The organism is Caulobacter sp. KR2-114 (assembly GCF_049446115.1).
In the GTDB taxonomy this organism is placed as follows: Bacteria; Pseudomonadota; Alphaproteobacteria; order Caulobacterales; family Caulobacteraceae; genus Acaudatibacter.
Window position 1 is genome coordinate 696317 of sequence record NZ_JBMSEC010000001.1, and the last position, 24059, is coordinate 720375.

25 protein-coding genes and 1 other RNA gene are annotated in these 24059 nt (G+C 70.6%); 3 read left to right on the top strand and 23 right to left on the bottom strand.

What is annotated here, in order from left to right:
• Window positions 1-18: 18 nt before the first annotated feature.
• From mraY to ACO2Q3_RS03160, 17 genes are all read right to left on the bottom strand, one after another.
• The gene (mraY, locus tag ACO2Q3_RS03080; protein WP_423304956.1) at window positions 19-1137 is read right to left on the bottom strand and encodes a phospho-N-acetylmuramoyl-pentapeptide-transferase; all 1119 of its coding nucleotides are present in this window, start codon (window positions 1135-1137) and stop codon (window positions 19-21) included.
• Window positions 1137-2534 carry a UDP-N-acetylmuramoyl-tripeptide--D-alanyl-D-alanine ligase gene (locus ACO2Q3_RS03085; RefSeq protein WP_423304957.1) on the bottom strand — a complete coding sequence of 466 codons (1398 nt, stop codon included), beginning with the start codon at window positions 2532-2534 and terminating at the stop codon, window positions 1137-1139. Before ACO2Q3_RS03085 ends, mraY begins: the two co-directional genes overlap by 1 nt.
• Window positions 2527-3993, bottom strand: a complete 1467-nt coding sequence (locus ACO2Q3_RS03090; RefSeq protein WP_423304958.1) for a UDP-N-acetylmuramoyl-L-alanyl-D-glutamate--2,6-diaminopimelate ligase — start codon at window positions 3991-3993, stop codon at window positions 2527-2529. Before ACO2Q3_RS03090 ends, ACO2Q3_RS03085 begins: the two co-directional genes overlap by 8 nt.
• Complete coding sequence (locus ACO2Q3_RS03095; RefSeq protein ID WP_423304959.1) at window positions 3990-5747, bottom strand: peptidoglycan D,D-transpeptidase FtsI family protein; 1758 nt, start codon at window positions 5745-5747, stop codon at window positions 3990-3992. Before ACO2Q3_RS03095 ends, ACO2Q3_RS03090 begins: the two co-directional genes overlap by 4 nt.
• A complete protein-coding gene (ftsL, locus tag ACO2Q3_RS03100) occupies window positions 5744-6145 on the bottom strand; it encodes a cell division protein FtsL (RefSeq protein ID WP_423304960.1) in 402 nt (133 codons plus the stop codon). Before ftsL ends, ACO2Q3_RS03095 begins: the two co-directional genes overlap by 4 nt.
• Window positions 6142-7080, bottom strand: coding sequence for a 16S rRNA (cytosine(1402)-N(4))-methyltransferase RsmH (gene rsmH, locus ACO2Q3_RS03105; protein ID WP_423304962.1), 939 nt, complete (start codon window positions 7078-7080; stop codon window positions 6142-6144). The genes ftsL and rsmH overlap by 4 nt, the downstream gene beginning before the upstream one ends.
• The gene (locus ACO2Q3_RS03110; RefSeq protein ID WP_423304963.1) at window positions 7077-7550 is read right to left on the bottom strand and encodes a division/cell wall cluster transcriptional repressor MraZ; all 474 of its coding nucleotides are present in this window, start codon (window positions 7548-7550) and stop codon (window positions 7077-7079) included. The genes rsmH and ACO2Q3_RS03110 overlap by 4 nt, the downstream gene beginning before the upstream one ends.
• Window positions 7551-7870: 320 nt before the next feature.
• Window positions 7871-8259, bottom strand: an RNA gene (gene rnpB / locus ACO2Q3_RS03115) — RNase P RNA component class A.
• 76 nt (window positions 8260-8335) lie between these two features.
• Window positions 8336-8884 (bottom strand): GNAT family N-acetyltransferase, encoded by a 549-nt coding sequence (locus ACO2Q3_RS03120; protein ID WP_423304964.1) that lies wholly within the window; start codon window positions 8882-8884, stop codon window positions 8336-8338.
• Between the two features lie 10 nt (window positions 8885-8894).
• Complete coding sequence (locus ACO2Q3_RS03125; protein WP_423305647.1) at window positions 8895-9617, bottom strand: N-acetylmuramoyl-L-alanine amidase; 723 nt, start codon at window positions 9615-9617, stop codon at window positions 8895-8897.
• Between the two features lie 2 nt (window positions 9618-9619).
• Window positions 9620-10513, bottom strand: a complete 894-nt coding sequence (locus ACO2Q3_RS03130; RefSeq protein WP_423304965.1) for a DMT family transporter — start codon at window positions 10511-10513, stop codon at window positions 9620-9622.
• A gap of 38 nt (window positions 10514-10551) precedes the next feature.
• Window positions 10552-11145, bottom strand: a complete 594-nt coding sequence (locus tag ACO2Q3_RS03135) for a DUF3052 domain-containing protein (RefSeq protein WP_423304966.1) — start codon at window positions 11143-11145, stop codon at window positions 10552-10554.
• On the bottom strand, window positions 11129-11689 hold the full coding sequence (locus ACO2Q3_RS03140; RefSeq protein WP_423304967.1) for a hypothetical protein: 561 nt from the start codon (window positions 11687-11689) through the stop codon (window positions 11129-11131). The genes ACO2Q3_RS03135 and ACO2Q3_RS03140 overlap by 17 nt, the downstream gene beginning before the upstream one ends.
• 2 nt (window positions 11690-11691) lie before the next feature.
• A complete protein-coding gene (locus ACO2Q3_RS03145) occupies window positions 11692-12837 on the bottom strand; it encodes an acyl-CoA dehydrogenase family protein (protein ID WP_423304968.1) in 1146 nt (381 codons plus the stop codon).
• Between the two features lie 20 nt (window positions 12838-12857).
• Window positions 12858-13265, bottom strand: coding sequence for an endonuclease domain-containing protein (locus tag ACO2Q3_RS03150; RefSeq protein ID WP_423304969.1), 408 nt, complete (start codon window positions 13263-13265; stop codon window positions 12858-12860).
• A 55-nt stretch (window positions 13266-13320) separates the two neighbouring features.
• On the bottom strand, window positions 13321-14526 hold the full coding sequence (locus ACO2Q3_RS03155; protein WP_423304970.1) for an acyl-CoA dehydrogenase family protein: 1206 nt from the start codon (window positions 14524-14526) through the stop codon (window positions 13321-13323).
• Window positions 14527-14722: 196 nt separating this feature from the next.
• Complete coding sequence (locus ACO2Q3_RS03160) at window positions 14723-15115, bottom strand: hypothetical protein (protein ID WP_423304971.1); 393 nt, start codon at window positions 15113-15115, stop codon at window positions 14723-14725.
• A gap of 213 nt (window positions 15116-15328) precedes the next feature.
• On the opposite strand from ACO2Q3_RS03160, the gene ACO2Q3_RS03165 reads away from it, so the two are divergent.
• Together ACO2Q3_RS03165 and ACO2Q3_RS03170 are read left to right on the top strand one after the other, a co-directional pair.
• Complete coding sequence (locus ACO2Q3_RS03165; protein ID WP_423304972.1) at window positions 15329-15535, top strand: DUF1289 domain-containing protein; 207 nt, start codon at window positions 15329-15331, stop codon at window positions 15533-15535.
• A gap of 117 nt (window positions 15536-15652) precedes the next feature.
• On the top strand, window positions 15653-16165 hold the full coding sequence (locus ACO2Q3_RS03170; protein WP_423304974.1) for a TIGR02281 family clan AA aspartic protease: 513 nt from the start codon (window positions 15653-15655) through the stop codon (window positions 16163-16165).
• Window positions 16166-16276: 111 nt separating this feature from the next.
• Here ACO2Q3_RS03170 and ACO2Q3_RS03175 read toward each other — a convergent pair whose 3' ends face one another.
• Window positions 16277-17794, bottom strand: coding sequence for an aldehyde dehydrogenase family protein (locus tag ACO2Q3_RS03175; protein ID WP_423304975.1), 1518 nt, complete (start codon window positions 17792-17794; stop codon window positions 16277-16279).
• Window positions 17791-18921, bottom strand: a complete 1131-nt coding sequence (locus ACO2Q3_RS03180; RefSeq protein WP_423304977.1) for a saccharopine dehydrogenase family protein — start codon at window positions 18919-18921, stop codon at window positions 17791-17793. The genes ACO2Q3_RS03175 and ACO2Q3_RS03180 overlap by 4 nt, the downstream gene beginning before the upstream one ends.
• A gap of 122 nt (window positions 18922-19043) precedes the next feature.
• Here ACO2Q3_RS03180 and ACO2Q3_RS03185 point away from each other — a divergent pair, with 122 nt between their 5' ends.
• Window positions 19044-19469: an Lrp/AsnC family transcriptional regulator gene (locus ACO2Q3_RS03185; protein ID WP_423304979.1), complete on the top strand. Its 426-nt coding sequence runs from the start codon at window positions 19044-19046 to the stop codon at window positions 19467-19469.
• A gap of 216 nt (window positions 19470-19685) precedes the next feature.
• On the opposite strand, the gene ACO2Q3_RS03190 is transcribed toward ACO2Q3_RS03185, so the two are convergent.
• The 4 genes from ACO2Q3_RS03190 to ACO2Q3_RS03205 all read right to left on the bottom strand — a co-directional run bounded on the left by ACO2Q3_RS03190 (window position 19686) and on the right by ACO2Q3_RS03205 (window position 24054).
• A complete protein-coding gene (locus ACO2Q3_RS03190; protein ID WP_423304980.1) occupies window positions 19686-20540 on the bottom strand; it encodes a polysaccharide deacetylase family protein in 855 nt (284 codons plus the stop codon).
• A 22-nt stretch (window positions 20541-20562) separates the two neighbouring features.
• Complete coding sequence (locus ACO2Q3_RS03195) at window positions 20563-22293, bottom strand: chloride channel protein (protein WP_423304982.1); 1731 nt, start codon at window positions 22291-22293, stop codon at window positions 20563-20565.
• A 182-nt stretch (window positions 22294-22475) separates the two neighbouring features.
• The gene (locus ACO2Q3_RS03200; protein ID WP_423304983.1) at window positions 22476-22721 is read right to left on the bottom strand and encodes a hypothetical protein; all 246 of its coding nucleotides are present in this window, start codon (window positions 22719-22721) and stop codon (window positions 22476-22478) included.
• A gap of 220 nt (window positions 22722-22941) precedes the next feature.
• Entirely contained in the window at window positions 22942-24054 is a 1113-nt protein-coding gene (locus ACO2Q3_RS03205; RefSeq protein WP_423304984.1) for an S-(hydroxymethyl)glutathione dehydrogenase/class III alcohol dehydrogenase, read from the bottom strand.
• Window positions 24055-24059 lie beyond the last annotated feature (5 nt).

Below are 24059 nucleotides of genomic sequence, written 5' to 3' on the forward strand. Positions count from 1 at the left end.
CTTGGCGCTCGCCCTCCCCTACCGCAGCTTCAGGGTGGACAGGCCGAGCATCGCCAGCATCACGGCGATGATCCAGAAGCGGATGACCACGGTGGGCTCGGCCCAGCCGAGGCGCTCGAAGTGGTGGTGGATCGGCGCCATGCGGAACACGCGCTTGCCGGTCAGCTTGAAGGACACCACCTGGACCATCACCGAGACGGTCTCGAGCACGAACAGGCCGCCGACGATGGCCAGGACGATCTCGTGCTTGGTGCTCACGGCGACCGCGCCCAGGCCGCCGCCCAGCGCCAGGGCGCCGCTATCGCCCATGAATATCTTGGCCGGCGGCGCGTTGTACCAGAGGAAGCCGAGCCCCGAGCCGACCATCGCCCCGCAGAACACCGCCACCTCGCCGACGCCCGGCACGAAGTGAAGCTGCAGGTAGTTGGCGAACACATAGTTGCCGACCAGGTAGGCGATCAGGCCGAAGGTGGCGGCGGCGATCATCACCGGCACGGTGGCCAGGCCGTCCAGGCCGTCGGTGAAGTTCACCGCGTTCGAGGCGCCGATGATCACCACCGCGCCGAAGGCCAGGTAGAACCACGACAGGTCCAGCACCGCCCGCTTGAAGATCGGGAAGGTCACCGAGGTGGACAGGTGGGCGTCGTCCGCCAGCGGCGACGGCTGGCCGAAGCGGATCAGCAGGAAGACGGCGACCAGCGCCACGGCCAGCTCGACCAGCAGGCGCAGGCGACCGGAGATGCCGGCAGTGTTCTGCTTGGTGACCTTGGCGTAGTCGTCCATGAAGCCCAGCAGGCCGAACGCCAGGGTGACCAGCAGCACCACCCAGACGTAGACGTTGCTGAGGTCGGCCCACAGCAGCGTCGCCACGGTGATGCCGGCCAGGAACATCAGCCCGCCCATGGTCGGGGTGCCGGCCTTCTCGACCACGTGGCGCTCGATGCCGTCGGTGCGGATCGGCTGGCCCTTGCCCTGCTTGGACTGCATCCAGCGGATGAAGCGCGAGCCCATGGCCACGACCACCAGCTGAGAGGTGGCCACCGCCATGCCGCCGCGGAAGGTCAGGTAGCGCAGCAGGTTCAGCACCGGCACGTAGTGGTGATGTTCCGCCAGGCGCTCGTACAGCAGATAGAGCATCAGGCGTCCCCTTCGGCCAGGGGGTCGAGCGCGGCCAGGGCGTCCGCCAGGGCCTTCGCGTTCGAGGACTTCGACCCCTTCACCAGCACCACGTCGCCGGGCCGCAGAGCGCCGACGATCTGCGGCTGAACCCCCGCCGCGTCTTCGGCGTAGCCGCCGCGGCGAGTCGGCGATAGCGCGTCCCAGAGGTTTTTCATCAGCGGTCCGGCGGCGAACACCAGGTCGACGTCGGCCGCCTCGATCGGGGCCTTCAGCTCTGCATGATAGCGCGGCGAGTGGTCGCCAAGCTCCAGCATGTCGGTCAGCACGGCGATGCGGCGGCCGGGCGCCTGGCGGGCGCCGAGGGTCTTCAGCGCCGCGCCGACGGACAGCGGATTGGCGTTGTAGCTGTCGTCCACCAGGGTGAAGGCGCCGCCGGCGATGCGCACCTGGCGCTCGGCGCCGCGGCCGGCCAGGGGCTCGAATTCGGACAGGGCCTGCAGCGCCGTGCGCATGTCGACGTCCAGCGCCAGCAGCATCAGGATCACGCAGAGGCTCATCGTCCCCCAGTGCGAACCGGTCTGCAGCAGCGGGAAGCTGATCTGCTGGCCGTCCACCACGGCCTCCACCCGCGCGCTGCTCTCGCCGGCGGTGAAGCGGATCAGGCGGGCGTCGGCGCCGGCCACCGAGCCGAAGCTGCGCACCACGGCGCCGGCCTTGCGCGCCTCGCCGGAGAGGTAGTCGAACCAGCGGTTGTCGGCGTTCAGCACGGCCACGCCGCCGGGCTCCAGGCCGTCGAAGATCTCGGCCTTGGCGCGGGCCACGCCGGCCTCGCCATCGGGGAAGGCCTCGACGTGCACGGCGCCGACGGTGGTGATCGCCACGGCGTGCGGGCGGACCATGCGGGTCAGCGGGGTGATCTCGTCGGCGTGGTTCATGCCGATCTCGAACACCGCGCGCTCGGTGTCGGCGGGCATGCGCGCCAGGGTCAGCGGCACGCCGATGTGGTTGTTGTACGACTTCACCGAGGCGTGCGCCCGGCCGGCGCGGGCGAGGCCCGCGCGGATCGCCTGGGTGACGCTGGTCTTGCCCACCGAGCCGGTGACCGCGCCGCGGCGCGCGGCGGGCGCGCGAACGCGGGCCGCTTCGCCCAGCCTTTCCAGAGCCTTGAGGGTGTCATCGACGACGATGCACGAACCCGGCAGGTCGCGGCTGACCAGCGCCCCGGCGGCCCCGCGGCCGAAGGCGCCGGCCACGAAGTCGTTGCCGTCGCGCTCGCCGGCCAGGGCGACGAACAGGTCGCCCGCCTCGACCTCGCGGCTGTCGGTGGTGACGCCGGTCACCTGGAAGGGCGCTCCGGTCAGGCGTCCGTGGGTGGCGGCGACGATCGCCTCGGCGGTCCACAGCGGCTCAGTCATGCGCCGCCTCCAGATCCAGCGCACGGCGGGTCTCCAGGACGTCGTCGAACGGATGCGTCACACCGGCGATGATCATGCCTTGCTCATGGCCCTTGCCGGCCACCAGCAGCACGTCGCCCGATTCCAGCAGCGCCGCGCCCGCGCGGATCGCCGCATCCCGGCCGCCGATGTCCTTCAGGCCCTCGACGCCGGCCATGATCTCGGCGCGGATCGCCGCCGGGTCCTCGGAGCGCGGATTGTCGTCGGTGACGATGGCGACGTCGGCCAGATCGGCCGCGATGGCGCCCATCTGCGGGCGCTTGCCGCGGTCGCGGTCGCCGCCGGCGCCGAACACCACGATCAGCTTGCCCTTCACGTGCGGCCGCAGGGCGCTCAGCACCGTGGCCAGACCGTCGGGCGTATGGGCGTAGTCGACGTAGGCCTCGCCGCCGCGCGGACCGGTCCCCACCCGCTGCAGGCGGCCCGGCGCGCCCTCGATGTGCTCCAGGGCCGCGAACACCACGTCCGGATGCAGCCCGGCGGCCACGCACAGGCCCGCGGCCACCAGGGCGTTGGACGCCTGGAAGGCGCCGGCGAGCGGCAGGCGCACGTCGTAGGCCTCGCCCCAGGCGGCGATCTTCAGGCGCTGGCCCTCGGGCAGCAGCTGGCGCTCGGTCAGGGTGATGCCCTGGCCCATCGCGCCGACGCTCATCAGCGTGTGACCGTTGGCCACCGCGGTGGAGGCGAAGGCCTGGAAGGCGTCGGAATCGGCGTTCAGCACCGCCGTGCCGCCGCGCGGCAGCAGGGTCTCGAACAGCCGCAGCTTGGCCGCCCGGTAGGCGCCCATGGTGCCGTGGTAGTCCAGGTGGTCCTGGGTCAGGTTCAGGAAGCCGGCCGCGGTCAGCTTCACGCCGTCCAGCCGGCGCTGGTCGATGCCGTGCGACGAGGCTTCCAGCGCCAGGTGGGTCACCCCCCTGTCGGCGAGGCTCGCCAGCAGCTCGGCCACGTCGCCGGCGTCGGGCGTGGTCAGGCCGGGCTCGGTGACCTGTTCGTCGCCGCCCGCCAGGCCGCTGATGCGGACCCCCAGCGTGCCTATGCTGGCCGAGACCTGGCCGGCCGCGGCGAATATCTGGCGGCAGAAGGTGGCGACCGAGGTCTTGCCGTTGGTGCCGGTCACGGCCACGGCGACCGCCGGCTGGCGGCCGTGGAAGGCGGCGGCGGCCAGGGCGTAGGCCCGGCGCGGGTCGGAGGCGCGCACCAGGGGCGCGGCGAGGCCGGGGATGTCGACCGCCGAGAGCACCGCCGCAGCGCCCGAGGCGATCGCCTGGCTGGCGAACGCCTTGCCGTCCGCCTTGGCGCCCGGCAGGGCGGCGAACAGGAAGCCGGGCTTGACCTTGCGGCTGTCGGCGGTGACGCCGCGGATCTCGGGATCCACGGCGAGGTCGCGATGCACCAGGTCGGAGAGGCGGTGAGCGGTCATCCTTCCTCTCCCGTCAGGGTCTTGGGATCCACCGGCGCCCTGGGCCCGGTGTCCTGCGGCATGATCACCCGCGGCACGCCCAGCAGCGGGGCGATGCGCTCGATGACCCGTCCGGCCGCCGGCGCCGCCGTCCAGCCGCCGGTGGCGAAGCCGAAGGTGTCCTTGGTGGCGTGGGGGGTGTCGAGCATGATCAGGACGAAATAGCGGTCGGCGTCCAGCGGCCCGTCGGTGGGGAACACCGCCGCGAAGGAGGACACCAGCTTGTTGCGGTCGTAGTGGCCGCCGTCGGGCTTCTCGGCCGAGCCGGTCTTGCCGCCCACCCGGTAGCCGGCGACGTTGGCCTTGCCGCCGGTGCCGTTGGTGACGTTCAGCCGCATCAGGTTCAGCATGGTGCGCGAGGTCGAAGCCTGGATCACCCGCCGCCCCGCCGCCGGAGCCTGGCCGGCCTCCAGCTTGCGGATGGTCAGCGGGCGATAGACCCCGCCGTTCAGCACCGCGCTCATGCCCGTGGCGATGGTCAGCGGGCTCAGCGAGATCGCGTGGCCGAAGCTCATCGAGGCGACCACGTTGTCGCTGAGGCGGCTGTTGACGATCGGCCGGGTGGATTCCGCCAGCTCGCTGGGCGCCGCGGCGAACAGGCCGAAGCTGCGGAAATAGCGGTCCATCCGGTCGGCGCCGCACATCAGCCCCAGCCGCGCCGAGCCGATGTTGGAGGAGTGGGTGAACACCTCCCACAGCGGCAGCATGGCGTTGTCCTTGTCGTAGTCGTGGATCGTCTGGCCGCCCAGCGCCAGCGGCGTGCGGGCGTCCAGCATGGTGTTCACGTTGGCGACGCCGGAATCGATGCCCATGGCCAGGGTGAACACCTTGAACACCGAGCCCGGCTCGTAGTCTGTGGCGGCCACGTGGTTGATCAGCCTGGCCGGATCGGTGGTCCCGGCGTCGTTGGGATCGAAGTCCGGATAGCTGGACATCCCCAGGATCTCGCCGGTGCGCACATTGACGACGATGCCGACCCCGCCGATGGCGCCGAACTTGGTCGCCGCCGCGTTCAGCTCGTCGTCCAGCGCGCCCTGCACCCGAAGGTCGATGGACAGCGGCACCGGACCGCGGCCGGCCGCGGCGCGCAGGTCGTTGTCCAGCGCCTTCTCGGCGCCGGCGAGCCCGTGGCCGTCCTTGCCGGAGAAGCCGATGATGTGCGACGCCGTTTCGCCCAGCGGATAGGCCCGGGCGCTCTCTTCCTCGAAGTCGATTCCCGGAAGCGCCAGGTCGTGCACCTTGGCCTTCATCTCCGGAGTGAGGCCGCCGATCACGAACTCGCGGCGGTCGCCGGCCAGGGTCTTCTCCAGGCGCGCGGGCACGATGCCGGGCAGCACCGCCATCAGCGCCGCCTCGGTGCCCTTGGGGTCGGACACGTCATGCGGGTCGAGATAGACGCCGTAGTGCACCAGGTCCATGGCCAGGATCTGCCCGTTGCGGTCCACCAGGTCGGCGCGCGCGCCGGGCGGCGGGGGCGACAGTTCCTCGCTGAAGTCGTGGCCGGAGAACAGGGCCGCCTTGCTGGCGCCCAGGGCCAGGGTGATGAAGCCGGCGCTGAACAGGGCCATGACGAAGAAGATGCGGATGCGCGCATCGTCCTCGACCTTGCCGGAGGCGCGGGCGCGTTCGAAGGCGTGCTCCATCCACCACAGGCGCGCCGAGAACCACCGCCAGAGCGGGATCAGCACGTTGGGGACGGGGCTCGCCGGGGTCATCGGCCGGACTCCACGGGCGTGGCGTCGGCGGGCGACAGCGCCGGGCTGGCGGCGGGCTGCGGCTTGTCGACCTGGCTGGCCACCTGCGGCAGGGCCTCGACGCTGGCCTCGTGCTTGGGATCGACCGGCTTGAAGCCCAGGTACTGGCTGGACAGGCGCTCGATGCGGCTGGGGTCTTCCAGATGCGCGATCTCGGCGCGCAGCAGCCGCACGCGCTTCTGCTCGGCGACGATCTGGGTCTGCACGTCGGCGATGTCGGCGCTCTCGCGACCGGCGAGGGTCTTGAAGGCGTAAACGCCCAGGGCCAGGGCCAGCAGCACGGAGAGGGCCAGAAGGTCGATCACGCGGAAGCCCCGGATCCGCTGGGTGAACACCTGGGAGACGCCCGACAGGATCATGCCGCCAACCTCCAGGCCGGGGCTTCGGTTCGCACCGCGGCGCGCAATTTCGCCGAACGGGCGCGCGGATTGGCGGCCACCTCGGCCTCGCCGGGGCCGCGCGCGCCGTTATGCAGCAGCTGGAAGCTGGGGGCCGGGCCGCCGACCTTCGGCGGGGCGTGGCGCGAGCCGCCGGCCTCGCGCCCGGCGCGGGCGGTCAGGAACGCCTTGACGATGCGGTCTTCCAGCGAATGGAAGGTGACCACGGCCAGCCGCCCGCCGGCCTTCAGCACGTGTTCGGCGGCCACCAGGCCGGCCTCGAGCTCGGTCAGCTCCTCGTTGACGGCGATGCGCAGCGCCTGGAACACGCGGGTGGCCGGATGCACCTTGGCCCCGCGCCGGCCGCCCAGGGCGCGCTCGACCACCTCGGCCAGGTCCAGCGTGCGCTCGAACGGCCGCTCGGCCCGGCGGCGGACCAGGAACGAGACCACGCGGCGCGCCTCGCGCTCCTCGCCGTAGTCGCGGAAGATGCGAGCCAGGTCGGCCGGATCACCCTCGTTGACCAGGTCCGCGGCGGTCATGCCGTCGGCGCCCATGCGCATGTCCAGGGGACCGTCGCGCATCAGGGAGAAGCCGCGCTCGGCCTCGTCCAGCTGCATGGACGACACGCCCAGGTCCAGCGCCACGCCGTCGACGGCGCCCTCGCCCAGCACCTCGGCCATGCGCGAGAACGTGGCCTCCACCAGGCGGAAGCGCCCGCTCTCGGCAAGGCCAGCGGCGAAGCGGGCCGCCGTCGGATCGCGGTCGAAGGCGATCACGCTCGCGCCGGCCGCCAGGATCGCGCGGCTGTAGCCGCCGGCGCCGAAGGTGCCGTCGACGATGGTCTGGCCGGGCGCCGGGGCGAGCGCCTCCAGCACCTCGGCCATCAGCACCGGGATGTGCGGGGCTTCGCTCATTCGGCGGCCCCCAGGCGCGCGGCGCGCTGCTGGGCGCGCAGTTCCGCCAGACCCTCGCGGGCGATGCGGCGCTGCTCGACCCGATGGGCTTCGAAGGCGGCCTTCGGCCAGATCTGGAAGCGGTCGCCCAGGCCCACCACCGACACCCAGTCGGAAGCGCCCAGGCCGAACATGTCGCAGAGGGTCTCGGGAAGGGTCACGCGGCCGGCGGTGTCGAAGGACAGCTGCGAGGCGCCGGCGAGCACGGAGGTCTCCAGTGCCGACCGCAGCGGGTCGCCGAACGGCAGCTCGTCGATCACGCCCATGTAACGGTCGAACAAGGCTTTTCCGCCACCCTCGATGCAGTCGGCCTCGATGGAGGGGAAGCAGAACACGCCGTCGAAGAAGCTCCCGACCGAGGCGCGGAATTCCTGCGGCACAACGATGCGCCGCTTGGCATCCAACTGCTTCTCGAAGGTCGAGAGAAACACGTGTCGCCCCAATCCCCTCGTTGCCGCCGCCGGATTCCGCCTCCGCCCTCCCCAAGGCGGACGCGCGCCATCGGGCGACGCAACGCAATTGGGTTAACATGGGCCGAACTGGGAGACAATGACACTTGGCGCCATTTCGGCGGCAAATCAAAGATGTCGCACACACCCAAACCCCTCAAATCCGAGTTATCCACAGAACATATCCAGAACTGTTAAGTATTTGCGCTTCGGAGGCATCCTGGCCCAACGACCGCGCGGCGGTCGGGACTCGACTCGAATCGCTTTTTCGGGGGTCGCGCGCGCCGGCGGCGAGGGGCGCAGGGATCAGACGGCCTGTAAGCCGGGTTCTGTGCCGTCCGCATTGCTGCGGGCGCGGCGGCCATTCCTCTGGACCGTCCGTTGCCGAACGGTTCTCGCGACCTACCCGGACGCCTCGGGCCTGCGACTGCCCTACCGGCGAACCGGCGCGACGTCCCTATTCGGTCTTGCTCCAGGCGGGGCTTGCCATGCCGTCCCGGTCACCCGGTCCGCGGTGGGCTCTTACCCCACCCTTTCACCCTTACCCGCGCCCGAGGGCGCAGGCGGTTTGCTTTCTGTGGCGCTATCCCTGGGGTCACCCCCGGCGGGCGTTACCCGCCGCCTTGTCGCCGTGGAGCCCGGACTTTCCTCCCCTCCCCTTGCGGGAAAGGGCGACCGCCCGGCCGTCTGATCGGGGCGACAGGTGGACGGTCAGGGGGCGGACGTCAAGGGAAGGCTCCTGGCAGCGGCCTTGCGCGGAACAAACCTCAGGCTCGCGCGGTGCGCGCGTACAGCAGCTGGTCCCAGAAGCGGTCCTTCCAGTAGCCGTAGTCGCGCAGCACGCCCTCGCAGGCGAAGCCGTGGCGTTCCAGCAGGCGGCACGACGGCTCGTTGCCCGGGGTGACGAAGGCTTCCAGGCGCTGCAGCCGCAGCCGTCCCAGGCCCAGGTCGACCAGGGCCGGCATGATCTCGGCCATCACCCCCTTGCCCTGCCAGGCGGCGGACAGGTCGTAGGCGATCTCGCCGCGGCAGCCACGCTCGAGCACCAGGGCGTTGAAGCCGCAGCTGCCGGCGAACCCGCCGTCGGCCTTGGCGCGGATGGCGAAGCGGGCGCCCTTGCCGGCCTGGCGCAGGTCCTCGGCCCACTCGACGATGCCCTCGGCCTGCTCGACGGTCTCCAGCGGGTCGATGTCCATGAAGGCGGTGACCGCCGGATCCGACAGGTGCCGGTAGAGGTCGGGCGCATCTTCTACGCCCAATGGCCGCATGACGAAGCGGCTGGTCTCGAAGCCCTTGAGTTCGGACGGCAGGATCATGGCGTCGGGATCACTCCGCAGCGAGCCTCAGCAGCGCCATCAGGCGCGAACGGGTGGCGCCGTCGGCGACGCCGTCGAAGCGGTCCTGCACCCAGTGCCGCTGGAAGGCTTGCACGACCGTCGCGGTGGCCTCGTCGAAGCGTCCCGACGGCGGACTGTCGTAGCCCAGCCGATGGAAGCCGGCCTGCAGGGCGAACACGCCCGGCCCCTCGTCGCCGAGGGTCAGCGGCGCGCCGGGCGCCGGCGCTGGCGTCGCCCACAGGCCATGGCCGGCCGCCGCCAGCCTGGCCCAGGGGAACAGCTCGCCCGGGTCTTCCTTGCGGTCCGGCGCCACGTCCGAATGGCCGATGATGCGGGCGTCGGGGATCTCCCAGCGACCGCGGACCTCGTCGATCAAGGCGATCAGGGCCTCGACCTGGGCGTCCGGGAACGGGCGATAGCCGAACTCGTGCCCGGGGTTGACGATCTCGATGCCGACGGACACCGCGTTCACGTCCCGCTCGCCCTTCCAGTACGAAACCCCGGCGTGCCAGGCGCGGCGCTCCTCGGCCACCAGGCTGAAGATGCGGCCGTCTTCCTCCACCATGTAGTGGGCCGAGACCTTGGCCGCCGGATCGCGCATCCGCGCCAGGGCGGCCTCACCGGTGGGCATGCCGGTATAGTGCAGCACCAGCATGTCGGGCGGCGCCGTGCGGGCGTCGAAGTTCGGCGACGGCGCGGGGATGATCTCCAGGGTCACGGCGCGCGGCTCCGCATCGCCAGCAGCAGCGGCATCACGTGGTTGGGCCGCAGCGCGATGATCAGCACCCCGCCAAGCGCGATCGCCGAGCCGAGGATCATCCGCCCGTCGAAGGCGTCGTGGGTGATGAGCACGCCCATGGCCACGGTGCCGAGCGGGGTCATCAGGGTAAGCGGCTGCAGCAGGTTCGCCTCGTAACGCTGGATCAGGCCGTAATAGGCGGTGTGACCCACCACCGATACCACGAGCCCGGTATAGAGCACCCCCGCCAGGAAGGCCCAGGGCGTCGCGTGCAGCACCGCGACCTGGCCGTGCTCGAACAGGGCCGAAGCCGCCGCCATCGGCCAGAACGAGGAGAAGCCGACCCAGGCCTGGAACTGCAGCGGCCGCACGCCATCCATGTACTTCAGCAGCACCGCGCCGAACGACCCCGACAGGGCCGAGGCGGCGACCATCAGCAGGCCGAACGACAGGGAGATGCCGCCGGGCTTCCACATCACGATCACCACCCCGATCAGGGTCAGCACGATGCCGAGCCCCCGCCGCCAGCGGATCCGCTCGCCCAGGAAAATCACCGACAGCAGGGTCGTGAGCGGCGCGCCGAGCTGGGCGACGATGGCCGCCGCCGAGGGCGTGGCGCTGCGCAGGCCGATGAACAGCAGGCCGAACGCTCCCGCCCCCATCAGCAGGCCTACCGCGATCAGGCGGCCGATCTTGCCCGGCGCAGGGAACAGGAACGGCGCCGTGGCCAGGGTCACCACGGCGAAACGCGCGGCGGCGACGAACAGCGGCGGCGCGCCCAGGCCCGAGATCAGCAGCTTGCCGACCACGTTGCTGGACGCCCAGACGATGCAGACGAACACCAGCAGGCCGAAATCGCGCAGGGACATGGGCCGGCTTTGGCCGATCGTCCCGGCCGAGGCAAGCCTCAGCGTCGGCGGGTGAAGCGCAGCGCCGTGCGACTGTCGGAAAAGCTGCAGACCTTGTTGTCGACCAGCCCCAGGGCCTTGGCGGCGGCCATCACCTCGACGTCCCTCAGCGTGGCGGCCCTGCCCTTGCGCGAGACGATCCACAATGCGCCGCGATCGGCCAGTCGAGCGATCAAATCCGGAAGGCGCTGCAGCTCGGCGGCGCTGTCGGCGCCATAGACCAGGATGTCGAGACCGGCCTCCCCGTCGCCCAGCGGCGGAACCCGGCCGGCGAGTTCGTCGGCGAACGCCGGGTCGTCGAGGTTGACGATGGCCGCCCGCTGGCCGGCCTTCACCCCCAGCTTGTCCAGCCGGCCGCGGGGGTTGCGGATGGCCTCGGCCCAACTTGCCGCCGCCCGTTCACCGAGGGCGAAGCGGGCGCCGTTGCCCAGCACAAGATCGGGCCCCTCGGCGCGGACCTGGGCCAGGGCCTCGCCTTCGAACACCCGGCGCGCGGCGCCGCGGAACACCAGCTTCGGCGCCTCGTACTGCAGCCGGCCGCGCTCGCGCGCGCCGTCCGGCCAGCAGGCCTCGACCTCAGTTTCCTTTCCCACGGACCGTCTCGATGGCGCGGCATACGTCCAGCAGCCCCTTGGTGACGCGAGCGTCGGGCGCGGCGAACACGCCCGTGGACTGGCCGCCGTAGCGAAGCTCGAAGGTCGGCGTACCCTCGATGGCGTCCAGCAGCCCCGCGGGCGTCGGCCCGAAAGCGGTGATCGCGTCGGCGGGGGCGCCCTGGCCGGCGGCGAGGGGCACGGCGTAGCTCCTGCCCGCCACCACCACCTCGATGACCTTGGCCTCCGGCCGTGGCTTCAGGCCGTAGGCGGCGACGTAGAACCCGGTCGGGATGCGGCAGGCCAGCATGCCGACGGCCGCATCGGCCTCGTCGGTCCGGCGAAGCCAGCGCAGGCCGACCCCGTCGCCCACCTCGTCGGAGGCCTGCACCAGCTGCCAGCGCGCCGTCTGGGTCTGCCCCGCCGCCGCCGCGGCGGCAGGCGCCGCGGGCGCGGGCCGGGCGGTTCTGGTCCGGGCCAGGCCGCCAGCGGCCGGCGCCGTCAGCAGAACCGCGATGATCCCCCCCGCGAGCGCGCGCCGCACCCTCAGGCCGCGCTGGCGAACGACAGGCCTTCGTAGCGGCGCAGGTGGTGGTCCACCGAGCCGAACAGGCCTTCGATCATGGTCGCACGCTTGAAGTAATGGCCGATGGCCATCTCGTCGGTCATGCCCATGCCGCCGTGCAGCTGAATGGCGTTCTGGCCGACGAACTTGCAGGCGCGGCCGATCTGCACCTTGGCCGCCGACACCGCCTTGGCCCGCTCGGCCGCGGCCTCGCCCAGCTTGATGTGCGCCATGTAGGTCATCGACACCGACTGCTCGACCTGGATGAACATGTCGACCATGCGGTGCTGCAGCACCTGGAACTGGGCGATCGGCTGGCCGAACTGCTTGCGCTGCTTGGTGTAGTCCAGCGTACCCTCGTGCAGCTTGCGCAGCACGCCGCAGGCTTCGGCGCAGGTGGCGGCGATGGCTTCGTCGATCACCGTCTCCACCAGCGGCAGGCCGTCGCCTTCCTGGCCGATCAGGGCGGAGGCCGGCAGGGCGACGTTCTCGAAGGTCACCTCCGAGGCGCGCTGGCCGTCGACGGTGGGATAGTCGCGGGTGGTCACGCCCTTGGCCGACTTCTCGACCAGGAACACCGACACGCCCGAGGCCTCGCGTTGCGAGCCGCCGGTGCGGGCGGTGACGATCAGGTGGCTGGCCCAGGGAGCGCCGACCACCACGGCCTTGGCGCCGTTCAGCACCCAGCCCGCGCCGTCCTTGCGCGCGGTGGTCTTCAGGTCGGCCCAGTTGTAGCGGGCCTGCGGCTCGGCGTAGGCGAAGGCGATCGTCGCCTCGCCGGCGATGATCTTGCCGGCCAGGTCGTCGCCGCCCGCGGGCTGGCCGTGACGGATGAAGCCGCCGCCGATCACCACCGTGCCGACATAGGGCTCGACCACCAGAGCTTTGCCGAACTCTTCCATGATCACCATGTTCTCGGTGGCGCCGCCGCCAAGGCCGCCCAGCTCTTCCGAGAACGCCGCGCCCAGGATGCCGAGCTCCTCGGCGAACGCCTTCCACACCTCCGGCCGCCAGCCCGTCGCGGACTTCACCGCCGCGCGGCGCTTCTCGAAGTCGTAGTGGTCGGCCAGATAGCTGGCGACGGTGTCGCGCAGCAGGGTCTGTTCCTCGGTGAAGCTGAAGTCCATGGCTATTCCTGGGTTCCTGCTTATTCCCCTCCCCCTTGCGGGGAGGGGTTAGGGGTGGGGGTGGCGACGCCGGCCTCGGCCACTATGACCGCAACCGCCGCCTCGATGTCGAGCGCCTGCTGATTGGTCAGGCGCAATACGCGGTATCCTCTACTGGCGAGCCAGGCTTCACGCTCGGCGTCGCGCTGCGCCACCGCATCCAGATTGTGGATGCCGCCATCGACCTCGACGATCAGTCTCGAGCGGTGGCAGACGAAGTCGACCACATAGGGGCCGAACGGCGTCTGGCGGCGGAAATGAAGTGTCTCGACCTTTCTCAGAGCCTTCCAGAGTTGTTTCTCGGCGAAGGTGGGCGCTTTGCGCAGGCGTCGCGCGAGCCGGTCTGACCGCTCGCTGGTGTGGATCGCGCCTGGCGTTCGTTCTGACACCCCCACCCCCGACCCCTCCCCGCAAGGGGGAGGGGAGCTTTTGGCCAGCCTCGCGTCAGAGCCCCAGCACCATCTTGGCGATGATGTTGCGCTGGATCTCGTTGGAGCCGCCGTAGATCGAGGTCTTGCGGGTGTTGAAGTACTCGCCCGCAACGCCGTCGGCGTATTCCGGCCCGATCGCCCCGCTGTTGGACGGCAGGTCGCGCAGGTAGGGCGCGCCGTAGTGTCCGGCCGCTTCCAGCGCCAGCTCAGTCAGGCGCTGCTGGATCTCGGTGCCCTTGATCTTCAGGATCGAGGATTCCGGCCCCGGCCCCGTGCCGGCGCTCTCGCCCGCCAGGGTGCGCAGCTCGGTGAACTCCAGAGCCGTCAGGTCGATCTCCAGTTCGGCCACCTTGCGGCGGAAGAACGGGTCGGCCAGCAGGGCGCCGCTGTCGTCGGAGCGCTCGGTGGAGGCCATCTCCCGCAGGCGTTCGAGGTTGCGCTTGGAGCGGGCGACGCCGGCGATGCCGGAGCGTTCGTGCTGCAGCAGGGCCTTGGCGCAGGTCCAGCCCTTGTTCTCCTCGTAGATGCGGTTCTCCACCGGCACCTTGACGTTGTCGAGGAACACGTCGTTGACCTCGTGCCCGCCCTCCAGGGTGATGATCGGGCGCACGGTGATGCCCGGGCTCTTCATGTCGATCAGCAGGAAGCTGATGCCGGCCTGCGGCTTCACATTCGGGTCGGTGCGGACCAGGAAGAAGCCCCAATCGGCGTGCTGCGCCAGGGTGGTCCAGGTCTTCTGGCCGTTGACCAGGTAGTATTCCTTGCCGTCGTCGCCGGTGATGCGCTCGGCGCGGGTCTTCAGCGAGGCCAGGTCGGAGCCGGAGCCCGGTTCGGAGTAGCCCTGGCACCACCACACCTGGCCATCGCGGATGCCCGGCAGGAAGCGCGCCTTCTGCTCCTCGGTGCCGAAGGTGTAGATCACCGGCGCCAGCATGGCGACGCCGAACGGCAGGATGCCGATGGTGTCGGCCTTCGCCTGTTCCTCGGACCAGATGTACTTCTGGGTGGGGGTCCAGTCCTGGCCGCCCCATTCCTTGGGCCAGGAGATCGCCGACCAGCCCTTCTTGGCCAGGATCCGGTGCCAGGACAGGTAGTCCTCGCGCGACAGGGCGTTCTCGTGCCGCTGCTTGTCGCGCAGCTCCGCCGGGTAGTTCTCGGCCAGGAAGGCCCGCACCTCCTCGCGGAAGGCGTTGTCTTCAGGGGAGAAATCGAGGTCCATGGCGGCTTCCCTTGCGCCCGTTGGCGGGCGCTCCTGCGGAGCCGGCGCGGCTCCGTTCGTGGCCGCGGACCATATTCAGGCGCCTCGCCCTTGCCAAGATGACGCTAACGTCAACGTCAACAGATCGAGGCGGACAGAAAAGCCCGCCCCGGGCTGAGGGACGGCCCGGGGCGGAAGTGGGGGCCGGGTGGATCGGTCAGTTGACCGAAGAGGCGGCGCCCGCCGCCGGGGCGTGGGCGACCGAGGTGGTGGCGGAATTGGGCGCCAGATTCTGGCAGACCCCGTCCCGCTCGGCGACCAGCTTGGCGCGGTAGTCGCCGGAAGCGTGCTGCGCTGCGGTGGCGGCGTCGTCGCGCATCTGGTCGGCGCGTTCCATGATGTAGGGGTCGCGGCCGCGGCTCTGCTCGCGGATCACGGCGTCCACCAGCTTGCCGTCGCCGCCGCCGAGCTGCTGCGAGGCGACCAGGCCGGCGCAGCGATTCAGCTGCAGGAACTGCACGTCGCTCATGCGGCTGGACGCGGGGGCGGCGACCGCCGCGCCGGCGGTGGCGAGCGCCGCGATCGCCATCAGGGTCTTGGAAATCAACATGATCAGCTCTCCCTTGATCTGATTAATGCTGATACCGCCCACTCCTTTTCTATCCCAGTTAAATCGCGTCCATGAGTTTTGACAAATGAGTACTTTCGTTATCGACACTAACGCGAACAGTGTTCAGATGAATTCTGTGTAAGACTCGACGTCGAGACGGGAGCCTCGCGGGTGGCGTTGTCATCGCCACGCGCTTGAGGCATGGCATGGACCATGGATACGCCGCCCCGCGCCATCGCCACCCCGTGCATCAAGGTCTGCGTCGTCGACGGCGAGAGCGGCCTGTGCCTCGGCTGCTACCGCAGCCTGCCCGAGGTGGCCGGCTGGCAGAAGCTGAGCGACGACGAGCGCACTGCGATCATGGCCGAACTGCCGACCCGACGCTCGCGCATCCGGCCCGAAAAGCTGTCCATGTTCTGAGGCTTGCGCCTCGCAGCGCGCCCATTCACGCGTTGCAAACCCATTGTCGCCTAAGCTGCCGATCAACGGCCGGAGAAGCTGGCCATAAGACGCGCCAAACATGGCGGGGATCGTGTGATGCTGAGGTTCGCCATCGTGGCCTTCGTGGCCGCCCTATCCGCCGTCGGCGTGGCCCAGGCCTTCGCCTCGCTGGATCTCGCCTACAGGGCGCCGCAACCGCAGGCCGCCGTGGCCATCGCGCCGCAGCGCATCGAGACGCCCGCCGGCGCTGCCCAGGTCTCCAAGTCGCCGGACGGCCACTATTGGGCCGAGGGCGAGGTCGACGGCCACACGGTGAAGTTCCTGGTCGACACCGGCGCCTCCGCCGTCGCCCTCACCGCCGAGGACGCCCGTCGCCTGGGCATCGACACCCAGGGCCTGAACTACAATTACACGGTCACCACCGCCAACGGTCAGGCGCGCGCCGCGCAGGTCAAGCTGGCCAGCGTCGCGGTCGGCCAGGCCCGCATCGACAACGTCGACGCCTTCGTGCTCGACCGCGGCCTTGAGACCTCGCTGCTCGGCATGAGCTACCTCGGCCGCCTGTCGCAGTTCGAGGCCACCCAGACCAGCCTGATCCTGCGGCCGTAACCGCCGCTGAAGGTTCGGAAGGGGAGCGCCGATGTCGGCGCTTGGGGAAGGCTGTCTGGCGACGCTCCCCCTCCCGGTCCGCGCCAGGCGCAGACCGAAGGCGCAGACACCTCAGATGTCGAACCTGACCCCCTGCGCCAGCGGCAGGGCCTCGCCGTAGTTCACGGTGTTCGTGGCGCGGCGCATGTAGGCCTTCCAGCTGTCTGAGCCGGCCTCGCGGCCGCCGCCGGTCTCCTTCTCGCCGCCGAACGCCCCGCCGATCTCGGCGCCCGAGGGGCCGATGTTGACGTTGGCGATGCCGCAGTCCGAGCCGGCCAGGAAGCGTTCGGCCTCGCGCACGTTCAAGGTGAAGATCGAGGACGACAGCCCCTGCGGCACGTCGTTGTTCAGGGCGATCGCCTGGTCCAGGTCGGCGTAGGGCATGACGTAGAGGATGGGGGCGAAGGTCTCGCGCCTGACCACCTCGGCCTGGCTGGCGAGTTCGACCAGCGCCGGGCGCACATAATGCCCCTGCCCCGGCCCTTTCACGCTCTCGCCGCCGGCGATCCGGCCGCCGGCCGATCTGGCGTCGTCCAGGGCGCGTTGCATGGCGTTCAGCGCCGCCTCGTCGATCAGCGGCCCGATCAGGGTGTCGGGATCGCGCGGATCGCCGATCCGCACCGAGCCGTAGGCGCTCTTCAGCTTGCCGACGAAGCCGTCGTAGACGCTCTCGTGCACGAACAGCCGCCGCAGGGTGGTGCAGCGCTGGCCCGCCGTGCCCATCGCCGCGAAGGCCACGGCGCGCAGAGTCAGGTCGAGATCGGCCGAGGGGGTGACGATGGCGGCGTTGTTGCCGCCGAGCTCCAGCAGGCTGCGGGCGAAGCGGGCCGCCAGCTTCGGCCCTACCGCGCGGCCCATGGCCGTCGAGCCGGTGGCCGAGACCAGCGGAACCCGGGGATGGTCCACCAGCGCCTCGCCGACCTCGCGCCCACCGATCAGCACCGTCGAGAGGGCCGCGGGCGCATCGCCGAAGCGGGCCGCGGCGCGCTCGAAGATCGCCTGCACGCCGAGCGCCGTCAGCGGCGTCTTCTCGGACGGCTTCCACACCACCGGATCGCCGCACACCAGGGCCAGGGCCGCGTTCCACGACCACACCGCCACCGGGAAGTTGAAGGCGCTGATCACGCCCACCACGCCCAGCGGATGCCAGGTCTCCATCATCCGGTGTTCCGGCCGCTCTGTGGCGATGGCCAGGCCGAACAGCTGGCGCGACAGGCCGACCGCGTAGTCGCAGATGTCGATCATCTCCTGCACTTCGCCCAGCCCCTCGGAGAGGGTCTTGCCGGCCTCCAGGGTGACCAGCATGCCGAGATCGGCCTTGGCCGCGCGCAGTTCCTCACCGAGCAGCCGCACCAGCTCCCCGCGGCGCGGGGCGGGAACCTTGCGCCAGGCCAGGAAGGCCGCGTGCGCGGCGTCGATCGCGGCCGCAGCCGCCGCCGGCGACACGTCATGCACCTTGGCGATGACCTCCCCGGTGATCGGCGATCGGACCGACCGGTCGCCGCCGGTGAAGGCGGATGGGCTTACGCCCAGTCGGGTCAGCAGGGCGGCGGCCTCGTCGGCGACGTTGGGGGCGAACAGCACCGTCATGCGGCGGACTCCACGAGTTGCGGGCGGGCCGCGTCGCGCGGCTCGGCGTCGGAGGCCGCGTACACCCGTCCGAAGCGATTGCCCAGGAAGTCGGCGAGGGCGATCTCTTCCTGACGCACGAAGCCGCCGGCCGGCAGCTGACCCTGCGCCAGCAGGTCCAGCACCGCGCACAGGCTGGCCGCGGTGGTGATCTGGATGGCGCTGAGCAGCCGCCCGCCGATGTGCTGGGCGTAGATCTTGTGGGCGTAGGTCTCCTGCACCAGGTGGCCGCCCTTCAGGCCGGAGACGGTGACGAACACGATCACCACGTCCTGCATGGTGGCCGGGACGGCGTTCTCCAGGATGTCCTTCAACAGGTCGCGACGGTCGCGCAGGCGCAGGTCGTTGAGCAGCGCCTTCATGATCGCCGCGTGGCCGGGATAGCGGATGGTGCGGTAGTTCAGGTTGCGCACCTTGCCGGCCAGGGTCTCGCACAGGGTGCCCAGGCCGCCGGAGGTGTTGAACGCCTCGTAGGTGACGCCGTCCAGCGAGAAGGCCTCGCACTCCTCCAGCGCCCGCGACTGCCGCGGCAGGCCGTCGACGATCGCCTCGCAGGGCTCGCAGTACTCGTTGATCACCCCGTCGGTGGACCAGGTCAGATTGTAGTTCAGGGCGTTCGACGGGTACTTCGGCAGGGCGCCCACCCGCAGACGCACATCGTGCAGAGTGTCGAAGCCCCGGATCAGGTCGGCGGCGACGATGGAAATGAACCCGGGGGCCAGGCCGCACTGCGGGATGAAGGCCGTCTGCGCGCCCTGCGCCAGGGCCTTGACCTTGCGCGTGGTGGCCACGTCCTCGGTGAGGTCCAGGTAGTGGCAGCCGGCCGCCTTGGCGGCCTGGGCGACGAAGAACGTCAGGTGATACGGCGCCGCGCTGAGCACGGCGAAGCGACCGCTCAGGGCGCCGGTCAGCGCCTTGACGTCGGTGACGTCGAGCACCAGGTGCTCCACCCGGGCGTCGGCCGGCAGCTCGGCCAGCTGGTCGGCGGACCGGTCGATCACCGTGACCCGGTAGTCGCCGGTGTCCGCCAGCAGGGCGGCGGCCGCGCCGCCGATATGGCCGGCGCCGATGATGGCGATGTCTTTCATGGCGTGTCGCTCCGCGAGAGGGTTTTCTGCGACTCAGACTGCGGCGCTTGCCTGCCAATCGCCATTGCCAGGACGACGGATCGCCGGGATGATTTCGGCGATCCGCCGACGAGGGCTGACAGATGGACGAAATCGACCAGAAACTCCTGGCCAAGCTGCGAGAGAACGCGCGCCTGCCGGCCGCCGAGCTGGCCCGCGACCTGGGCCTGTCGCGCACCACGGTGCAGAGCCGCATCGACCGGCTCGAGCGCTCCGGGGTCGTCACCGGCTACACGGTGCGCCTGTCCGAGGCCCATGAACGCGGCCTGATCCGCGCCTATGTGATGCTGACGGTCGGCCCCAAGCAGGCGGCTTCGGTGGTGGCGGCGGCGCGGCGCATGCCCGCCGTGCGGCGGCTGCAGTCGGTCAGCGGACCGTTCGACCTGATCGCCGAGGCGGCCACCGAGAGCGCCGCCGAGATGGACGCCCTGATCGACGCCCTGGGCGCGCTGGAAGGCGTGGAACGCACCACCTCCTCGATCGTGCTGTCGAGCAAGATCGACCGGTGAAGCTCGCACCCCCACAGGACGTTCTGACCGCGAACCCTTCCCCTTCACCTCATCCCGACGCAGGTCGGGACCCAGGCATGACTCGCCTCCGGCAGGATGTTGGCGCCGTCAGGCTGGACGCAGATCCAGTGAATTGAAGCTTTTGCCTGGGTCCTGACCTGCGTCGGGATGAGCGGGGGGCTTGTTCGTGTGGTTCGGGCGGGTTCGTGGTTCAGCTTATCGGCCCCGCTCCGCCCGCTGCAGGTCGCGCAGGGGCCGCCAGCCGATGCGCACCACGCCGGCGGCGTCCATGAACTGGGCCACCGCCGGGTCGGTCAGCACGATGGCGTCGTTGGCGCGGATATCCGGGTGATCGGGGTCGTAGGCGCGCAGCTCCGGACCGTCCTCGACCGGATGCGCGTAGATCTCCGAGACCCCCGGCTTCAGGTGCGGAATACGCTCGTCGATCACCTCGCGGGTGTCGCGCGGCCAGGGAGAGACGAAGTGGTCGTTGAACAGCAGCCCGCGGCTGCTCGCCCGTTCACGGCCCTGCAGCCCCAGCTGGACGTCCTGTTTCTCGCTGACCATGCGCAGGGGCAGGTCGAACGCCTCGGCGAGGCCGAGGTAGATGTCGAAGAACCGCGGGTCGATCTGCACCGTGCCCATGTGCGAATCCAGGTGGGTGGGCTGCAGGCCCCAGTCCATCGCCTGGACGATCTGCGCCTTGCACTCCTCGAAGGCTTCCGACGGGTCGGCGCGGGCATAGACCGCCTCCACCGTGGCCGGCATGAAGCCGTCATCGTCGTGCAGCGACTTCGCCCCGGTCAGCGAGCGCCAGCGATAGCCCGGGTACTCGCACGTCAGCGTCAGGTGCACCCCCACGTCGCGGCCCTCGGCCCGGCGCACGGCGTCCCGGGCCCAGGGACAGGGGACCATCAGCGTGGCGCTGGTGGCGACGCCATGGTCGAGGGCGCGCAGGATAGCGCTGTTGGCCGCATGGCTGGAGCCGAAGTCGTCGCAGTTGACGATCAGCAGCCGGGTGTCGGCGGCGTAGCCCAGGCGCTCCGCCAGGCTGGCCTCAATCTGCGGCATGGCCGCCCTCCCCTGTTCGCGCTCAGTCGCCGCCGACCAGGTCGCGGCGCGCCTTTTCCAGTTCCTCGGCGTAGCGCCGCGTGGCGTAGGCCTCCGACAGCAGGCCCAGCACGTCGCGCTTGTCGTCCAGCACCACCAGCTCGTCGCTCTCGGTCTGGTCGAACACCTTCATGATTTCCTTGATGTCCATCTGCGGCGTCAGCCAGTCGTCCTGATGGGTCATATTCTCGCCCACCAGCCCCTCGCCGTCCTCGTCGGCATACACCTTGGACACCGCCACAAGGCCGGCGTAGCGGCCTTCGGGATCCAGCGCCACCACCCGGCGGGTCGAGCCCAGCGGGAAGCGGCGGCGGAACTCCGACAGCGGCGCGTCCGCGGCGATGGTGGCCGGATCGCCGCGCATCATCCGCCCAGCCGTCAGGGTGCGCAGCCAGCCCACGTCGTGGGCGCTGCGGATGGTCTCGCCGCGCAGGTGCAGCCGCCAGGTCGAGAACGAATAGCCGAAGGTCTCGCGCACCAGCACGCTGGCCACCAGCGAGGCGGTCAGGGTGGCCGCCGTCAGGCCGAAGTCGTTGGTGGTCTCCAGCACCAGGAAGCTCATGGTGAAGGGCCCGCCGATCACCGCCACGGCCAGCGCCCCCATGCCCACCATCGCCCCGGCCAGGGGCTCGATGCCGGTGTGCAGTCCGGTCTGCGCCAGCCCCAGGGCGCACAGCCGGCCGATCAGCGAACCGAGGTACAGCGAGGCGAAGAACAGGCCGCCGCGAAAGCCGAACCCCAGCGACACCACCGAGGCGGCCGCCTTGGTGGCGACCAGGAACGCCAGGGCGCTGATCGCCAGGTCCTGACTGAGGTCCAGGTGCATGGCGCCGTGCCCGGCCGACAGGGTCTGGGGCGCGATCAGGGCCAGCGCCGCCAGCAGCACGCCGCCCACGGCCGGCCGCAGCAGCTTCGGTCCCGGGGTCAGGGAGGCGACCCGTTCGGTCCAGGCCACCAGCCGCATCAGGCCGACGGCGAACACCGCGCAGACCAGGCCAAGGGCGGCGAACAGGGCATAGTTGACGGCGGTGAGCGGCACGCTGGCGCGTGCGTGGATCACCAGCGGATCGACGCCCATCAGCTTGGTCATCAGCGAGCCGGCCAGGGCGGCGGCGGCCACCGGCGCGATGTTGGCCACGGTGTAGGAGCCGATCACCACCTCGAAGGCATAGAAGGCGCCCGTCAGCGGCGCGCCGAACGCCGCGGCGATCGCCGCGCCGGCGCCGGCGCCGACGAAGGTGCGCAGGTCGCTGCGGCGCAGGTTCAGGCGGATACCGGTGAGCGAGGCCAGCGCCCCGCCGATCTGGGCATAGCCCGCCTCCAGCCCCACCGAGGCGCCGAAACCGTTGGACAGGATGGTCTGCGCCACCACCGACAGGCTGTCGCGCAGCGACATGCGCCCGCCGTGCAGGGCGTTGGCCTCCACCGGGTCGACCGCCGGCGAGGGCCGGCGCCGGGACCACAGCCAGGTCGCCAAGCCCAGCAGCAGGCCGCCGACCGGCAGCCAGGCCGCGCGCGCCGGCGGGATCGAGGCCACCGCGCTCAGCCGCTCGTCGAAATCGATGCCGTAGAGCAGGGTCTGCATGCCGTGGGCCAGGGCGCCGATGCCCAGCGCCGCCAGCCCCGAGACTGCCCCGACCGCGGTGGCGATCACCACCAGCCACAGCTCGCTGGCGCGGATCTGCCCGCGCAAGGCCGCCAGGGCCGAAATCACCGGTCTGCGATGGTGTCCGATCCGATGCCCGGGCGCACGCGCCGGCGCCCCGTCGGGAACCGAGGGGGGTGTGGGATCGCCCGAAACGGTGTCTGGCGCGGCCGTCACCCGCCCGCTTTAGCGCAAGCCGGCCCTCGCCGTCCAACGGCGGCCGGACAGGGCGCCGTCAACGGCCGCTGGCGTCAGGGCGAAGGCGGCTCATCCTCGCCGTCGAGGTCGTCATCCTCGAGGGCTTCCCAGGCCGAGGGACTGGCGGTCAGTTCGGCCACGTCGATGACGTTGAACGCCTCCACGGCGCCCGGCGGCAGCGCTTCACCGGGCTTGTGCACGAAGCGCACCCTGGCCTTCAGCACCGGGTCGGGTTCGAACACCACCTCGTGGATGATGCGCTGGCCGTGCGCGACCGGTCGCGGATGCTTCTCGCCCATGGGAATGCCTCCTTGGCTCGAAGGAGGAACGCGCGAGGGAGCGATATCGGTCCGCGCCTATCCCGGCCCCTTACCCTGTCATCCCGGACGAAGCGCAGCGAAGATCCGGGACCGCCGGACACGCTGGCGCCAACCGCCGGCCCGCGCCGGTGCTCGCTGCGGTCCCGGATATCGGCTGCGCCGATTCCGGGATGACAGAAGAGGGGAGCGCTAGCAGGCCCTAGAACGTCACCACGCTGCGGATGCTCTCGCCGGCGTGCATCAGGTCGAAGGCCTTGTTGATGTCGCCCAGCGGCAGGGTGTGGGTGATCAGGCTGTCGATGTCGATCTTGCCCTCCATGTACCAGTCGACGATCTTCGGCACGTCGGTGCGCCCACGCGCGCCGCCGAAGGCCGAGCCCTTCCAGACCCGGCCGGTGACCAGCTGGAACGGGCGGGTGGAGATCTCCTGGCCGGCGCCGGCGACGCCGATGATGATGCTCTCGCCCCAGCCCCGATGGCAGCATTCCAGCGCCTGGCGCATGGTGTGCACCGAGCCGATGCATTCGAACGAGAAGTCGGCGCCGCCGCCGGTCAGGTCGACGATGGCCTGGACCACCTTGTCGCGACCGACCTCGTCCGGGTTGACGAAGTGGGTCATGCCGAACTTGCGGGCCATCTCGACCTTGGCCGGGTTGAGGTCCACGCCGATGATCTTGTCGGCGCCCGCCATGCGCGCGCCCTGGATCACGTTCAGGCCGATGCCGCCCAGGCCGAACACCACGACGTTGGCGCCCGGCCACACCTTCGCCGTCCAGATCACCGCGCCGATGCCGGTGGTCACCCCGCAGCCGATGTAGCAGATCTTGTCGAACGGCGCGTCCTCGCGGACCTTGGCCAGGGCGATCTCCGGCAGCACCGTGTGGTTGGCGAAGGTCGAGCAGCCCATGTAATGGAACACCTTCTCGCCGTTCAGCGAGAAGCGGCTGGTGCCGTCGGGCATCAGGCCCTGGCCCTGGGTGGCGCGGATCGCGGTGCACAGGTTGGTGCGCCGCGACAGGCACGACTTACATTGCCGGCACTCGGGCGTGTACAGCGGGATCACGTGATCGCCCGGCTTCAGGCTGGTGACGCCAGGACCCACCTCGACCACGACGCCGGCGCCCTCGTGGCCCAGGATCGCCGGGAACAGCCCCTCCGGATCGGCGCCCGAGAGGGTGAACTCGTCGGTGTGGCAGACGCCGGTGGCCCTGATCTCCACCAGCACCTCGCCGGCGCGGGGGCCTTCCAGGTCGACGGTCTCGATGGAGAGCGGCGCTCCGGCCTTCCAGGCGACGGCGGCTTTGGTCTGCATTGTGC